We start from the raw sequence: 14,115 nt of genomic DNA on the forward strand, positions 1-14,115 counted from the left end.
GGTAGTGGTCACAAAACCCCCTTTTAAATTGTCCTATCTTGCCCCCAAATATTGGTTAACTTGGGTCGGTGTATTCCTGCTATACACTTTGTCTTGGCTACCACAACGTGTGCAATTTTTTCTAGGCAAGCTACTTGGCAAACTCGTCTACCGTTTAATGAAAAAGCGTCGTCATATCGCTGAAGTAAATGTAAAACTCTGTTTTCCTGAGTTAAATGCGGAACAACAGACCATCATGGTCAAAAAGAACTTAGAGCACACCGGTATCGCCACCTTCGAAACCGGTATGGCATGGTGGTGGCCTACTTGGCGGATTAAGAAAACGCTTGGGTCGATTACGGGACTTGAACACCTTGAAAACGCGTCTAGCAAAGGAAAAGGTGTATTGTTACTTGTCCCGCATATGTTACATTTAGAAATGACGGGAAGAGTGCTAGAACCGAAAAGCAAGGTATTGGTTTTTACCGCCCTCACAATAATCCGTTGATGGAGTTTTTCATGACGCGTGGGCGTCTACGTTCCAATGAGTTTTTGATTGGGAAGCGTGATGTAAAAGGACTCTTAAAAGCGTTAAAAGATGGAAAGCTATGCTACTACCTGCCCGATCAAGACTACGGACGAAACCGTAGTGAATTCGTTCCTTTCTTTGCCGTAAAAGAAACGGCAACGACAACAGGAACGTTACTATTTGCCAGCAGCAACAACTGTGAAACGTTAAGTTTGACCAGCTACCGCGATGCACAAGGCAAATATCACTTGAACGTATTACCTGCCCTTGAGGACTTTCCGAGCGAATCGCCAAAAGACGATGTGACGAGAGTAAATGAGCGCATGGAACAAGCCATTACTTTGGCACCAGAACAATACATGTGGGTTCATCGTCGTTTTAAAACGAGACCCAATGAAACCGATCCATCCTATTACTAATAGCGGATCAGAATGAAGTATAAAGACAATGACAAATAAAACTAAAAAACGATTATCTAATGCTTGGTTTTGGATTAAACATTTATCACTTGCAGGCATTTTGATATGGGCAGCCTATTACTTTTTATATGGTGCAATGCCATCGTTCGATATGCGAGAAACGAAAAACGCGGCTGCACAAGGTTTATCTCAGTTTTACGAAAGTTTTCGTAATCGAGTTAACGATAAAGATTTAGACCGAGACAAATACGTTATTAATTTAGGCAAACAAACGTTTCCTCTCGAAGACGCCTTACAACAACGAGGTTTAGTCGTAAAACCGTCCCCAGTAAACTGGAAAGGCCAAGTACAACCTCGTCGTTTTGACAGTGGTGACACGCTTAAAGGGGTCCTCACTCGCTATGCGCACGATGAAGACATTGAACTCTTTTGGTACCTAGAAAAAGACTACGTTGTAAAACTGAATTTCCGTGTTGATACCAACTTTGTCTCAACGCTTTATCAAGTTAGCCGTGCGATAAACGATGATTTCGAATTTGAAGTGTATGCGTTCTACTGTCATCGTCAACGCGCCGCAGTCATAACTGAAAATCCTTCCGAATTTGTGCGTACAAGCTGCCGAAAACTCGAAAGTTAATTACGTAAACAATTGGCAATGGGTTATGCAAAAACCCATTGCCAAGCCTCCACAACGTGTGCCGTTGCTTGCTCAAACTGTTGTTTTTCAACACAACGACTCTGATTATTTAATGATAGTACGTGGTAGGTATCTCTAAACAAACAATACGCTTGAGTAAGATTTGTTTGCATCGACTCTTCAATGATCCCCGCCACAAACGCCTGTTCAAAAATTCGAATATTGTCTGTATAGGTCGTCAGCATTGGGAATGTAGAGGCATATTTCAACACCAAATATTGCGCCATAAATTCAATGTCTGTCATACCACCCAAACCTTGTTTAAGGTCGAATGACTCTAACGTATCTTTAGCAAGGTGCTGCCGCATTTTCTCACGCATCTCGATAACATCGGTTTTGAGCTTAGTTTCATCGCGCGGTAGCGATAAAATTTCATGGCGAATTTCACCAAATCGAGTTTTAAGATTGTTGTGACCATAGATCAACCTAGCTCGCACAATGGCTTGATGCTCCCAAGTCCACGCTTGTGTGCGCTGGTACTCGTAATAACTCTCAATATTGATTGCCAGTAACCCAGAATTGCCTTCTGGTCTTAAACGTGTATCCAATTCATACAAAATCCCCGACGCTGTACGGGTGTTGAACAAATGCATTAGCCGTCGCGCAAGTTTTAAATAGAATTGACGTGCGGCGGTTGCATTCTCACCATCTGTAACGGCATTACCGTCACTGTTGTGGACAAAGACTAAATCAAGATCGCTGTCGTAACCGAGTTCAAAGCCGCCCGTTTTTCCATACGCAATAACGGCAAACCCTTTGTTATCTATATCTGTACCTTCTGGTTTACCGAAACGGCTCACCATTTGTTCCCACGCTAAATTAACCGCTTGTTCGACGATGGCCTCCGCCAATGTTGTTAAGTGATCACTTACTTTCATGAGATCAAGCACGCCTGTCGCGTCAGCTGCCGCAATTCGCAGCTGTTGCGTTTGTTTGAACTGTCGTAGGGACTCCATTTGCAGTTCCAAGTCGTCGCTCTCTAGGCGTAAAAAGTATTGTCGAACCTCTGCTTTATAGGCTGTCAGCGGCAACGGACGGTATAAAAGTGCCGGATCTATCAGTTCATCAAGCAAAATTGGATAACGAGCAATGTGCTCGCCAATCCATTTACTGTGTGCGCAAAGCTTGATTAGCTGTTGGAGCGCGCCTTGGTTTTCATAAAGTAATTCCAAATACGTTGTTCTAGAGGCAACCTTCTCAATGACTTGAGTGACTCGCTCAAAAGTAGAAATGGCGTGTTCTGACTCAAGAAGGTAGGCCAGAACGCGCGGCATTAGCTTATCTAGAATATCGCGTCCTCGCGCACCAATCGGTTTTTTGCTGAGCCGAGAACGAAACTCCATCACAGCGTTTTGCCAGTCGAGTTTGAGGGTTTCCTGCAACTGCTCCATCGCACTCCAATCATTTTGCTCCCACGAAAGGCTAAAACATTCAGGCAGCGCGCTTTCGTCCTCTGGCTCATCGCCAATCACTTGCTTGAATTCTTCACGCACTATTGCCATAGTTTGTTCAATGAAAACAAGTACCTCATTCCAGTCATTCACGTCTAACAGTACGACTAATCGAGCTTTATCTAATTCATTGTCCGGCAACGTTTGAGTTTGTTTGTCGTCAAACGCTTGCAAAAATTGCTCGATACGACGCAAATGTAAGTAACTCGTACGGAGCTGTGCTGCGACCTGACTAGGAATGATGTCTAAGCGTTCTAATTCATTCATTGCGACGAGTAGCGATTGAACCTGCAGCGCTTTTTCACGACCTCCACGGATCATCTGGAGTGCTTGGACAATAAATTCCACTTCGCGTATGCCACCACCACCCAGTTTGATGTTATTGACTAACCCCTTACGTCTAACTTCTTGGGCAATCATGTGTTTCATTTTACGAAGTGATTCTATTACAGAGAAGTCAATGTAACGGCGGTAAACAAAAGGCCTAAGCAAGGTGTAAAACTCTTGCCAATAAACGTTTGGTTCTCCAAGCAAACGTCCTTTTAGCATTGCGTAACGCTCCCACTCTCGCCCTTGATCTTGATAATAATCTTCCATCGCTGCGAAACTCATCACCAATGGGCCGCTATCGCCAAAGGGACGTAGCCGCATATCGACACGAAAAACTTGCCCATCCGCAGTTGTTTGATTGAGTGCTGCAATGAGTTTTTGCGCAACTTTGGTATAAAACACTTGGTTTTCGATGCTACGACGCCCGCCTTGTGTGTCACCCGCGCGAGGAAAAGCGAAAATAAGATCGATATCAGACGAGAAGTTCAGCTCTTGTCCGCCCAACTTTCCCATACCGAGTACTAACATCGGTAGTCGATTGCCATGCTCATCCATTGGCATACCATTTAATTTGGCGACATCATTAAATGCCCAGCGGTTTGCGCTGTCGATTAACTTCTCCGCAAGCAACGAGACATAACATACACTGTCATCAATGGCATTGTTATGCACTAAATCGAGCCACATCACTTTGAGCCAATACTGCTGTCGATAGCGACGTAACAGACGACTGCACGTTACGTCATCAAGGCCATCGAGGTCTTCTGGTAAAGGGTCTGGTATTTCTCGATTATCTTTCTGCTGCGGCTGCTCAAGCCAATCAACAAGTTCTGGTCTTGATTTTAAAATGCGGTGGGCAAAATCGCTCAAGGCAACAAGTCGAGCAATGTCAGGATGCGTCGCAACATCCAAATCGAGTTCTTGCATTCGGGCGACAGATAATTCTCTAAGTTGAGGCGTCCAATTCACACCAGACAGTGACATGTTGTTCTCCAAAAGTGGCTAGTACTCAATCATTTGGGTGTTTTCAATTTAGCCGTTATAGTAGCAGTAAGTTAACTTGAACCTTACACCTTGTATGCTTGATTTGTCTTTAGCCAACATAAATTTTTTAGCGATTTTAGTGAGTTTCACCATTATTAGTGCAGCAATCATCGTGCTGCGCCGCATTACAGAATGGCGGGCGAAGAAAACGCTGTCCGATGAACTCGCTCAACGTGACAACTTTGCCCTTGGAATTAACTACGCAACACAGATTGCCGTAGTGTGTATCAGCATGGCATTTCTATTTGATGAAATAAGTTTGCATACGGCACAACAAGAACCAGTTCACGTATTTCTGCTCATTACACTGTTTTTCGTGTTTATCTTTTTAGGTCAGCTTATTCACCGAAAGTGGATTTTGCACCGCTTTAACGAAGAGTCTGCGATTTTAAAGCAGAATATTTGTGCAGCACTTGTTGACTCAGGTATGTTGCTAGGCAATTGTGTGGTTGTACTTGGTCTTTATCGCTGGGTGCATCCTCAAGGCCTTAGTAATCTCTTAATTGTGACGCTCGCCTTTTTGTTGCTACAGGCAATTTTTGCTATCGACAGCCGCGTACGAGAAACCCGATTTGCCAAATTCAACCAAGGGGCGTCGCTTCAAGAGAATTTCAATCTTGATAATACGTCAATCGGTATTCGCTATGCAGGAAAATCCATTGGTTTGTCTTTAGCGCTTTACGCCGGACTTAGCACTGCGCCTTACGTTGATGCAAAACTTGTCGATAATCTTTTCGCGTTAGCCGCGCACTGTGGCGCAATGTGGCTGATACTTTACGTTGGAACAATAATTCTTAAACATTTATCGCTCCCCAAAATCGACATTGGCCTCGAAGTAGACCACCAAGATAACATCGGCGTAGCGTGTTTGGAATTTGCTGTTTTTTGTGCAATGGGCTATTTACTAATAAGTATGTTTTCTGTGTAAACGTTATAGCGCAAAGGAATGCTCTATGAACCCCAACTCGGCGATAGATATGCTCTTAAACGTTGATGCCCTATTACTCGTGGACACGAATACCGAGTTCACCAAAAGCTTTGCAGAGTGCCATTTTAGCGAAGCGCATCAACGTCCCAGTAACTTAATTGTGGCGGGAGATAACACTCGGATCTTAGTAAAAATGATGTTCCAAGAACTCATTAAAGATTATTGCTATTGTGACATTAGCAACGAGATTAGCGTATCAGAGCTTGCTTCCTACCTGCATGAACACCACAACGTTTCAGCCGTGCTGATTAACGCTCATGACTACACCTTAGCTGACGACGAACAAAAGTTTATCTTTAATTCACTTCATCCCGTTCGCTATCTAGTCGAAGAAAATGAACTCGGGGAATTTTATTTTGAACGCTTACTAGACGTAGGCCACGACAATCATTTGTCCTGCAGCAGCAAAGTAGCCGAAGTCACAAATGATATCTCCGAGTCACTGTGCAAAATGGACTCTGAAGAACAATTTTGAACGAATAACTTGTCCCGCTCAGTCTTCCTTCGTACCATTAGTACAACTGTAACTTATTTCATATTTTCCTATGCGAATTCCACATATTTATCAACCATCTGAACTCGCTCTCAATGTGTGTGTGCAATTAGATGATGACGCGGCCGGTCATATAGGGCGAGTCTTGCGCATGCGCGAAGGCGACAAAGTTTCTCTATTTAATGGCGAAGGTGGTGAATACCTTGCAACGCTAACGGAAGTAGGAAAGAAAACGGTTACCGCAACGCCATATGAATTTGTAGATCGCTGTGTCGAATCACCGCTACGAATCCATTTAGGTCAAGGTATTTCTCGTGGTGACAAAATGGATTTCACGATTCAAAAATCCGTGGAGCTTGGCATTACCGAGATAACTCCCCTGTTCACGGAGCGTCGCGGGGTAAAACTCTCTGGTGACCGACTGGAAAAGAAACATCAGCAATGGCAAAAGATAGCCATTGCCGCGGCAGAGCAATCAGGACGAAACAGCGTACCCGTTGTCCATTTTCCAAAAGAAATTAACGTTTGGTTGAAAGAACAAAGTGACGAATTGAAGTTAACATTGCACCCGCGTGCAGAGCATTCAATTAAAACGTTACCAGCACCTACACATGGAGTACGTTTTCTGGTCGGCCCCGAAGGCGGTTTTACCGACAATGAAATGCACCTGACTCAAGAACAAGGCTTTGTCGATGTTCGCTTAGGTCCTCGCGTCCTGCGCACTGAAACAGCAGCTTTGACAGTGCTTAGCGCACTGCAATTGCAATTTGGTGATTTAACGGTTTAAAAACAAAGCGTACATCCCCATATTGAAACAAACGATGAAATGAAAGGTATCTACCATGGCAATTAAACTGGGCATTATTTCAGACCCTATCAGCGGATTTAATATTAAAAAAGACACTGGCTTTGCCATGATGATGGCGGCGCAAAGTCGCGGTTACGAACTTTACTACATGGAAATGAATGACCTGTTCTTATTGCAAGGCGAAGCAAAAGCTACGGCTGCAAAAGCGCAGGTTTTCAACGATTCAACTCGCTGGTATGAACTTGAAGAAAAACAAGAAATTAATCTGGCGGATCTGGATGTTATTCTCATGCGTAAAGATCCACCATTTGATACTGAATACATCTACGCAACGTATATTTTAGAACGCGCCGAAAACGCAGGCACCCTAGTAATCAATAAACCACAAAGCTTACGCGATGCAAACGAAAAGCTCTTCACGGCTTGGTTTAGCGAACACACGCCAGAAACACTGGTGACGCGCCAGCAAGCACAAATTCGTTCTTTCCTAAACAAGCATCAAGACATCATCTTAAAACCGCTTGACGGCATGGGTGGCGCTTCCATTTTCCACGTTCGAGCAGATGACCCGAACATCGGTGTAATTTGTGAAACGTTGACGGAACACGGTTCACGCTTTGCCATGGCGCAAACCTATATTCCCGCGATCAAAGACGGTGATAAACGCGTGTTGGTTGTTGATGGCCAAGTCGTTCCGTATTGCCTTGCTCGTATTCCACAAAATGGCGAAACAAGAGGTAATCTTGCCGCCGGTGGTCGAGGTGAAGCTCGTCCTATTAGCGATGCAGACCGTCGTATCGCGGAAGCTGTGGCTCCGGTATTGAAAGAAAAAGGCCTTATTTTTGTCGGCTTAGACATCATTGGCGATCGCTTAACAGAAATTAACGTCACTGCGCCAACGTGCGTTAAAGAAATTGAAGCAGCGTACGATATTTCTATTATGGACATGCTTTTTGGCGCGATAGAGTCAAAACTAGGCCATACTAAATAGAAGATAATAAAGGGGGCTTTATGAAATCGCTCGAAAATCATTTTCTTATTGCAATGCCAAGCATGGATGACCCCTTTTTCAAACGCTCCGTTGCGTACATTTGTGAGCACAACGACGACGGTGCAATGGGTTTAGTCCTCACTCATCCCATCAACGTGACCGTTGGCGAATTATTGGACCAAATCGACATCGATAATGACAAAAGCAACTCAGCTTCAGGCCAAGCGGTCTTGGCAGGTGGGCCTGTCAAAGTTGACCGTGGCTTTGTGCTGCATTCACCCAAACGTGGCTTTACGTCAAGCCAAGCGTTGAGTTCTGAGCTGATGATAACAACGTCAAAAGACGTGCTCGAAACGTTGACTCGTGACGATGCCCCCGAGGCATTTATCATTACGCTTGGGTACGCAGGCTGGTCAAAAGGTCAGCTAGAGCAAGAGCCTCCTTGATAACGCATGGCTCGTCGTCGAAGCGGATGCTAATTTAATCTTTAATACTCCGGTTGAAGAACGTTGGGAAAAAGCGGTGAAAATGCTGGGTATTGACGTTGCTCAACTTAGTCTTCAGGCAGGCCACGCTTAATTTTACGTGGTCTTTCTGATGACGTTGTCAGACTTCAAGTTATTCAAAGTTGCCAAAGTTAGCTAGAATGCGTGTTCAGAAGAACTTTCTGAAATGACGTAATGTCGTCGTTTAATTGTTACTTTTACCCTTTTCTCGAGTTTGCAAAACAGACCTATGAACAAAAAAACAACTACCCCCGCGGGACAGCGCGCCGTAATGGGCTTTGATTTCGGCACAAAAAGCATTGGTGTTGCCATTGGTCAGGAAATTACAGGTACAGCATCCAGTTTAGGGGCATTAAAAGCTCGTGATGGAATACCTGATTGGAATGCCTTAGAGAAATTAGTTAACGAATGGCAACCCGATCTAATCATTGTCGGCTTACCATTGAATATGGATGGCACCAATCAGCAGGTAACATTTGCAGCGAAAAAATTTGCAAATCGAGTACATAACCTGACTCGAAAGCCAGTAGAGACGCATGATGAAAGGTTAACCACAACCGATGCAAAAGCTCGCTTATTCGAACAAGGTGGCTATCGGAACTTGGCCAAAGACAACATTGACGGTATGGCCGCAGTGATCATTTTAGAAAGCTATTTCGAACAACAATGGGGTGATGTTTAATCACTTTGAGTGCGGATTGATAACCGTATAACGGGTTAAATCTGGAATAAAGCCTGCTTGCTCGTAGGCTTTTTTAATTCGCCCTTGTGCACGTAATACTGACAACCCTTTTTCTATCGCTTGATACGCTCTTTCGCCTTCAGGGTGATTTTTGGACACCACAAAATGTCGACTCCCATCCAACTCTAGAATAAATTTTGGATGCGCCACAAGGCGAATATCTTCAAGTTGATAAGCATTATCGAGGCTTGGCATGAGTGGCATCATCATAAAATCGGCCCATTGACGATGAACCATTTGAGCCTGCGCGAGCCATTCATGTTCGATAAACAACTCTTTTAAAGGTAATCCAGTTAACGTTTGCCAATCCGTACGCCAACGAGGAGTTGAAACAGCGGTCAATTTCTCAAAATCTTCGATTCGGGATAGGGTTTTCACCTTTTCGTTCGTTGGATTTGCGTAAATTCCTGCAAAGTATTCTCCTTTTCGTATCACCGGAGCACTAATAAACAATTTATCGGCCAGCGCTTTTGCGTCTGCTAACCAATAGCTATCAAAACTGAGCAGCAACTTGCCTTGTTCTAATAACCGAGTATTGCGGAAATTCACTTTGCCTGGTCGGTATTGAAATGTCTTTTTATATCCCCCCAGCATGAGCGCTTGCTGTACGATGATCATATCGACAACATCACGACGGATGTAATGCCCTTTAAAATTATCAACGTCTAAGGGAGAGCGACCATTGAGAAATCGAAGATAGTCTTCATACACATCATCGCGGATAAACATTTCCACAGATTCTGTGGCGTAGACATAAGGTATAGCGGGTAGCCATAAGGCCACCAGCACAACCCATTGGAGCAATCGCGTAACAGGTTTAATCTTTACCCAAACCATCTACGGTGACACCTTGCAAGAAGCCAGCTCCCTTTTGCTCATTATTTTGAAGTTTAATCATCAAACGTAAGTCGTTTGGCGAGTCTGCATGATGAAGCGCATCCGCGTAGTTGATTTGTTGTGTTCGATATAGTTCGAACAAAGCTTGGTCAAACGTTTGCATGCCTTGCTCTTTGGATTTAGCCATCACTTCTTTGATAGAGCCAACATCGCCTTTCTTAATCAACTCGGCGACTAATGGCGAATTCAACATGACTTCAATGGCTGCAACACGGCCTTCGCCATCCGACGTTGGGATCAACTGCTGAGCGACAATCGCGCGCAAGTTCAACGCTAAATCGTATTTAAGCTTGTCATGTTTCTCTTTTGGCACTAAGTGCATAATACGGTCAATCGCTTGGTTCGCATTGTTCGCGTGCAATGTTGCGACGCATAAATGCCCGGTTTCCGCAAAACTTAACGCGTATTCCATTGTTTCTTGAGAACGAATTTCACCAATGAGAATAACATCTGGCGCTTGACGCAATGAGCTTTTCAACGCGGCTTCAAAACTGTCGGTATCAATACCAACTTCCCGTTGCGTAATCATACTTTTCTTGTGCGTATGCACAAACTCAATGGGGTCTTCGATTGTCAGAATGTGCCCACGTTGATTACGATTTCGATAACCGATGAGCGCGGCAAGTGACGTAGATTTACCCGTTCCTGTACCACCCACGAACAACACTAGACCACGTTTCATCATGATCACGTCGGTAAGTACCGAAGGCAGTTTTAAGTCAGCGACATCTGGAATCTGTGTCACGATTCGACGAATAACCATCCCAGCACAGTCTCGTTGCCAAAACGCTGAAATACGAAAACGCCCTTCATCGTTTGCAATTGCAAAGTTACATTCTTTAGTCGTATGAAACTCACTTTTTTGTGCTTCACTCATTACTGATTCAACAAACTGAAGCGCCCGCTCGGGACTGATTTCAACGTCGTCTAGAGGCTGCAAATCGCCATCAATTTTTGCACTGATAGGTAGTCCCGCAGAAACAAACATGTCCGATGCTTTACGCTCAACCATCATATGTAAATAAGGTTCTAGTGGTGATGACATCTCAGTATCTCCTACATCCCGTAACCAAACTGATTTTTATCGTGCGCTTTAGTTCGAGCTTCTTGCTGTGAAATAATGCCACGATTCACCAAATTCATGAGGCACTGATCCATCGTCTGCATGCCATGCGAAGCACCGGTTTGGATAGCCGAATACATTTGTGCGATTTTATCTTCACGGATTAAGTTTCGGATGGCAGGAATACCTAACATGATTTCATGCGCAGCAACACGACCACCGCCGGATTTTTTCACCAAGGTTTGTGAGATAACGGCTTGCAATGATTCGGATAACATAGAACGAACCATGTCTTTTTCTTCACCTGGGAATACGTCGATAATACGGTCAACCGTTTTTGGTGCAGACGTTGTATGAAGCGTACCAAACACCAAGTGGCCAGTTTCCGCCGCGGTCATCGCAAGACGTATGGTTTCTAGATCCCGTAATTCACCCACCAGAATGACATCAGGATCTTCACGTAGTGCGCTGCGCAGAGCCGCCGAAAACGAGTGTGTGTCGCGATGCACTTCACGCTGGTTAATAAGACTGAGCTTGTTTTGGTGAACAAATTCAATTGGGTCTTCGATGGTTAAAATATGGTGGTGTTTATTTTGGTTTATATAGTCCACCATTGCGGCCAGCGTTGTTGATTTACCGGAACCTGTCGGTCCGGTTACAAGCACCAAACCTCTTGGATTTTCAGAGATTTTTCTGAAAATATCGGGCGCACCTAAATCATCCAACGTCAACACTTCACTTGGAATCGTACGAAATACCGCAGCAGGACCACGATTTGAATTGAACGCATTCACACGAAAACGAGCAAGGTTAGGTACTTCAAATGAAAAATCCACCTCAAGATTTTGCTCATAGTCTCTGCGCTGGTTATCATTCATGATGTCATACACGAGACTATTGACGTCTTTAGCTTCAAGCACAGGGATATTAATGCGCCTGACGTCGCCATCAACTCGGATCATCGGCGACACACCTGAAGAAAGGTGTAAATCAGACGCTTTGTGTTGCACACTAAAGGCTAATAATTCGGTAATATCCATTTAAGACTCCAATACGAGCTGATAATAATATGGTTACAATAGCAGAACGACTGAATTCCGCCTATCAAAGACTTCAGGATGCAGCGGAAAAATCTTCGTACCCTCATCCAGTTAGGCTTCTTGCCGTATCAAAAACCAAGCCCATTGAATCGATTCAAGCGGCGTATGATTACGGCCAACGCTGCTTCGGAGAATCTTATGTCCAAGAAGCAATTGAAAAAGTTCAGTATTTCGCCAACACGCCAGATATGGAATGGCACTTTATCGGCCCGATTCAATCAAATAAGTCGCGCCCCATTGCCGAGCATTTTCATTGGGTACAAAGCGTAGACCGAGAAAAGATAGCCAAACGCTTAGACGAACAACGTCCTCTCGGCATGCCCGCGCTTCAGGTTTTGATACAAGTTAATATTAGTTCAGATCCAGCCAAATCGGGATGTATGCCTGATGAAATCGCTTCGCTAGCTAAGTTCATTGCAAGTGCGGAAAAACTCACTTTACGCGGTTTAATGACCATTACTGAACTCACTGATGATAAAAATAAGCAATTGAATTATTTCCAGCAAATGCGTCAATGCTTTGATACACTAAGAGTCCAATATCCTGAAGTCGATACCCTATCCATGGGCATGAGTGGTGATTTGGAACAAGCAGTTCAAGCTGGCTCCACTATGGTGAGGATTGGCACGGATATCTTCGGTCAACGACAGTGAGGTAAAAGCAGACTATGGCAAATAAAACAATCGCTTTCATCGGCACCGGCAACATGAGCTACGCCATCATCGGTGGCATGGTAAAAAGTGGCTTCGATGCTCAGCACATAATAGCTACGAACCGGAATGAAGAAAAACTCGCAAAAGTCTCTGCCGATTTTGGTGTTCAAACAACAACGAATAATTTAGATGCAATTGCTCAAGCGGAGGTAATCGTCCTTTCCGTTAAGCCGCAAATGATGGCGGAGTTATGCCAAACAATCCAAGCATCTGGAATTGATTTTAAAAACAAATTATTTGTTTCAGTCGCCGCTGGCATTACCGTTACGCGACTTCGAGAAATGCTCGGTCATCCTGTGCGCTTGGTACGCTGTATGCCTAATACACCGTCTTTACTTGGAAAAGGCGTGTCGGGGCTATTCGCTGCTGATGTAAGCGTCGATGAACAAACCCTTATTGAGCAAGTTTTTAGCTCCACAGGTATCGTTGTCTGGCTTGATGAAGAGCAAAAAATCAATGACATTATCGCGGTTACCGGTTCGTCTCCCGCCTATTTCTTCCTGTTTATGGAAACAATTGAAGCGAAAGCTCTAGAACTCGGCTTTTCAGCTGTTCAGGCAAGACAATTGGTAGAGCAAACCGCACTCGGTGCCGCAATGATGGCCTGCGACCAACAAGCGATAAGCCTTGAACAGTTACGCGCAAATGTAACGTCAAAAGGTGGAACAACGCACGCAGCTATTGAAACATACAAAGCAAACCATATTAATAAAATAACCTCTGATGCGATGGATGCATGTATTGCTCGTGCAAAAGAGATGGAACAGGAACTTTAAGGATCCTTTATGAATGCACTGCAGTTTATAGTCGGAATTGTTTTTGATTTATTCCTAATGGTTGTGCTTTTGCGCTTTTGGTTGCAATGGGCACGCGCCGATTTTTACAACCCATTGAGCCAATTTGTGGTTAAAGCGACAGCATTTGCTGTGAACCCACTGAGAAAAATTATTCCTGGCTTGGGCGGCGTTGATTTAGCGTCTCTTTTATTAGCCTATCTCGTTGGCGTCGGTAAAATGTCAGCGCTCATGTTGATGTTTTATGGCATGTGGGATGCTCAACAGGCCTCGCTTGGTGGATTAATTACCATGCTCAAAGAAGCATTCAACCTAATATTTTGGGTGCTCATTATTCGCGCTATTTTAAGTTGGGTTGCGCAAGGATATAACCCAATTGCCGCCGTTTTTGATCAACTCACAGAGCTCCATGTTACGACCTATTCGTAAAGTGATCCCACCTATTGGAGGACTCGACTTGTCGATTTTAGTCTTGCTAATCGGTATGCAGTTTTTGCAAATTCTGGCTATGGATTTGCTACGCTAACACGACCAATCGACGCAAAACGAGATTGGTATAAATTGGCGCGAT

Annotated in this window: 12 protein-coding genes and 3 pseudogenes; 11 read left to right on the forward strand and 4 right to left on the reverse strand. The window is 44.2% G+C overall.

What is annotated here, in order from left to right; all coding sequences use genetic code 11:
- Positions 1-4 precede the first annotated feature (4 nt).
- Together lpxL and J5O05_RS06240 are read left to right on the forward strand one after the other, a co-directional pair.
- Positions 5-927: pseudogene (lpxL, locus tag J5O05_RS06235) on the forward strand (LpxL/LpxP family Kdo(2)-lipid IV(A) lauroyl/palmitoleoyl acyltransferase).
- Between the two features lie 28 nt (positions 928-955).
- Positions 956-1,564, forward strand: coding sequence for a TcpQ domain-containing protein (locus J5O05_RS06240; RefSeq protein ID WP_208844053.1), 609 nt, complete (start codon positions 956-958; stop codon positions 1,562-1,564).
- A 23-nt stretch (positions 1,565-1,587) separates the two neighbouring features.
- Here J5O05_RS06240 and glnE read toward each other — a convergent pair whose 3' ends face one another.
- Positions 1,588-4,389, reverse strand: a complete 2,802-nt coding sequence (gene glnE, locus J5O05_RS06245) for a bifunctional [glutamate--ammonia ligase]-adenylyl-L-tyrosine phosphorylase/[glutamate--ammonia-ligase] adenylyltransferase (protein WP_208844054.1) — start codon at positions 4,387-4,389, stop codon at positions 1,588-1,590.
- Between the two features lie 94 nt (positions 4,390-4,483).
- Between glnE and J5O05_RS06250 the strand changes: the two genes are divergently transcribed.
- From J5O05_RS06250 to ruvX, 6 genes and pseudogenes are all read left to right on the forward strand, one after another.
- On the forward strand, positions 4,484-5,377 hold the full coding sequence (locus J5O05_RS06250; RefSeq protein WP_208844480.1) for a DUF350 domain-containing protein: 894 nt from the start codon (positions 4,484-4,486) through the stop codon (positions 5,375-5,377).
- Between the two features lie 25 nt (positions 5,378-5,402).
- A complete protein-coding gene (locus J5O05_RS06255) occupies positions 5,403-5,912 on the forward strand; it encodes a hypothetical protein (RefSeq protein WP_244369876.1) in 510 nt (169 codons plus the stop codon).
- A gap of 70 nt (positions 5,913-5,982) precedes the next feature.
- The gene (gene rsmE, locus J5O05_RS06260) at positions 5,983-6,717 is read left to right on the forward strand and encodes a 16S rRNA (uracil(1498)-N(3))-methyltransferase (protein ID WP_208844055.1); all 735 of its coding nucleotides are present in this window, start codon (positions 5,983-5,985) and stop codon (positions 6,715-6,717) included.
- A 55-nt stretch (positions 6,718-6,772) separates the two neighbouring features.
- Complete coding sequence (gene gshB / locus J5O05_RS06265) at positions 6,773-7,729, forward strand: glutathione synthase (RefSeq protein WP_208844056.1); 957 nt, start codon at positions 6,773-6,775, stop codon at positions 7,727-7,729.
- A gap of 20 nt (positions 7,730-7,749) precedes the next feature.
- A pseudogene (locus J5O05_RS06270) lies at positions 7,750-8,308 on the forward strand (YqgE/AlgH family protein).
- A gap of 156 nt (positions 8,309-8,464) precedes the next feature.
- On the forward strand, positions 8,465-8,917 hold the full coding sequence (gene ruvX / locus J5O05_RS06275) for a Holliday junction resolvase RuvX (protein ID WP_208844057.1): 453 nt from the start codon (positions 8,465-8,467) through the stop codon (positions 8,915-8,917).
- On the opposite strand, the gene J5O05_RS06280 is transcribed toward ruvX, so the two are convergent.
- The 3 genes from J5O05_RS06280 to J5O05_RS06290 are packed head-to-tail and all read right to left on the reverse strand — an operon-like array spanning position 8,918 to position 11,977.
- The gene (locus J5O05_RS06280) at positions 8,918-9,814 is read right to left on the reverse strand and encodes a hypothetical protein (protein WP_244369878.1); all 897 of its coding nucleotides are present in this window, start codon (positions 9,812-9,814) and stop codon (positions 8,918-8,920) included. It abuts the gene before it with no gap.
- On the reverse strand, positions 9,795-10,919 hold the full coding sequence (locus J5O05_RS06285) for a PilT/PilU family type 4a pilus ATPase (protein ID WP_208844058.1): 1,125 nt from the start codon (positions 10,917-10,919) through the stop codon (positions 9,795-9,797). The genes J5O05_RS06280 and J5O05_RS06285 overlap by 20 nt, the downstream gene beginning before the upstream one ends.
- Before the next feature lie 11 nt (positions 10,920-10,930).
- A complete protein-coding gene (locus tag J5O05_RS06290; protein WP_208844059.1) occupies positions 10,931-11,977 on the reverse strand; it encodes a type IV pilus twitching motility protein PilT in 1,047 nt (348 codons plus the stop codon).
- 29 nt (positions 11,978-12,006) lie between these two features.
- On the opposite strand from J5O05_RS06290, the gene J5O05_RS06295 reads away from it, so the two are divergent.
- The 3 genes and pseudogenes from J5O05_RS06295 to J5O05_RS06305 all read left to right on the forward strand — a co-directional run bounded on the left by J5O05_RS06295 (position 12,007) and on the right by J5O05_RS06305 (position 14,070).
- Positions 12,007-12,690: a YggS family pyridoxal phosphate-dependent enzyme gene (locus J5O05_RS06295; RefSeq protein ID WP_208844060.1), complete on the forward strand. Its 684-nt coding sequence runs from the start codon at positions 12,007-12,009 to the stop codon at positions 12,688-12,690.
- A gap of 14 nt (positions 12,691-12,704) precedes the next feature.
- Positions 12,705-13,526: a pyrroline-5-carboxylate reductase gene (gene proC, locus J5O05_RS06300; RefSeq protein WP_208844061.1), complete on the forward strand. Its 822-nt coding sequence runs from the start codon at positions 12,705-12,707 to the stop codon at positions 13,524-13,526.
- A 9-nt stretch (positions 13,527-13,535) separates the two neighbouring features.
- A pseudogene (locus tag J5O05_RS06305) lies at positions 13,536-14,070 on the forward strand (YggT family protein).
- Positions 14,071-14,115: the final 45 nt, after the last annotated feature.

The organism is Pseudoalteromonas xiamenensis (assembly GCF_017638925.1).
GTDB classification, from domain to species: domain Bacteria; phylum Pseudomonadota; class Gammaproteobacteria; order Enterobacterales; family Alteromonadaceae; genus Pseudoalteromonas; species Pseudoalteromonas xiamenensis.

Bases quoted from the DNA above. Each gene is read 5' to 3' on its own strand.
- J5O05_RS06240 (WP_208844053.1), top strand. From the start codon at position 956: ATGACAAATAAAACTAAAAAACGATTATCTAATGCTTGGTTTTGGATT.
- glnE (WP_208844054.1), bottom strand. From the start codon at position 4,389: ATGTCACTGTCTGGTGTGAATTGGACGCCTCAACTTAGAGAATTATCT.
- J5O05_RS06250 (WP_208844480.1), top strand. From the start codon at position 4,484: ATGCTTGATTTGTCTTTAGCCAACATAAATTTTTTAGCGATTTTAGTG.
- J5O05_RS06255 (WP_244369876.1), top strand. From the start codon at position 5,403: ATGAACCCCAACTCGGCGATAGATATGCTCTTAAACGTTGATGCCCTA.
- rsmE (WP_208844055.1), top strand. From the start codon at position 5,983: ATGCGAATTCCACATATTTATCAACCATCTGAACTCGCTCTCAATGTG.
- gshB (WP_208844056.1), top strand. From the start codon at position 6,773: ATGGCAATTAAACTGGGCATTATTTCAGACCCTATCAGCGGATTTAAT.
- ruvX (WP_208844057.1), top strand. From the start codon at position 8,465: ATGAACAAAAAAACAACTACCCCCGCGGGACAGCGCGCCGTAATGGGC.
- J5O05_RS06280 (WP_244369878.1), bottom strand. From the start codon at position 9,814: ATGGTTTGGGTAAAGATTAAACCTGTTACGCGATTGCTCCAATGGGTT.
- J5O05_RS06285 (WP_208844058.1), bottom strand. From the start codon at position 10,919: ATGTCATCACCACTAGAACCTTATTTACATATGATGGTTGAGCGTAAA.
- J5O05_RS06290 (WP_208844059.1), bottom strand. From the start codon at position 11,977: ATGGATATTACCGAATTATTAGCCTTTAGTGTGCAACACAAAGCGTCT.
- J5O05_RS06295 (WP_208844060.1), top strand. From the start codon at position 12,007: ATGGTTACAATAGCAGAACGACTGAATTCCGCCTATCAAAGACTTCAG.
- proC (WP_208844061.1), top strand. From the start codon at position 12,705: ATGGCAAATAAAACAATCGCTTTCATCGGCACCGGCAACATGAGCTAC.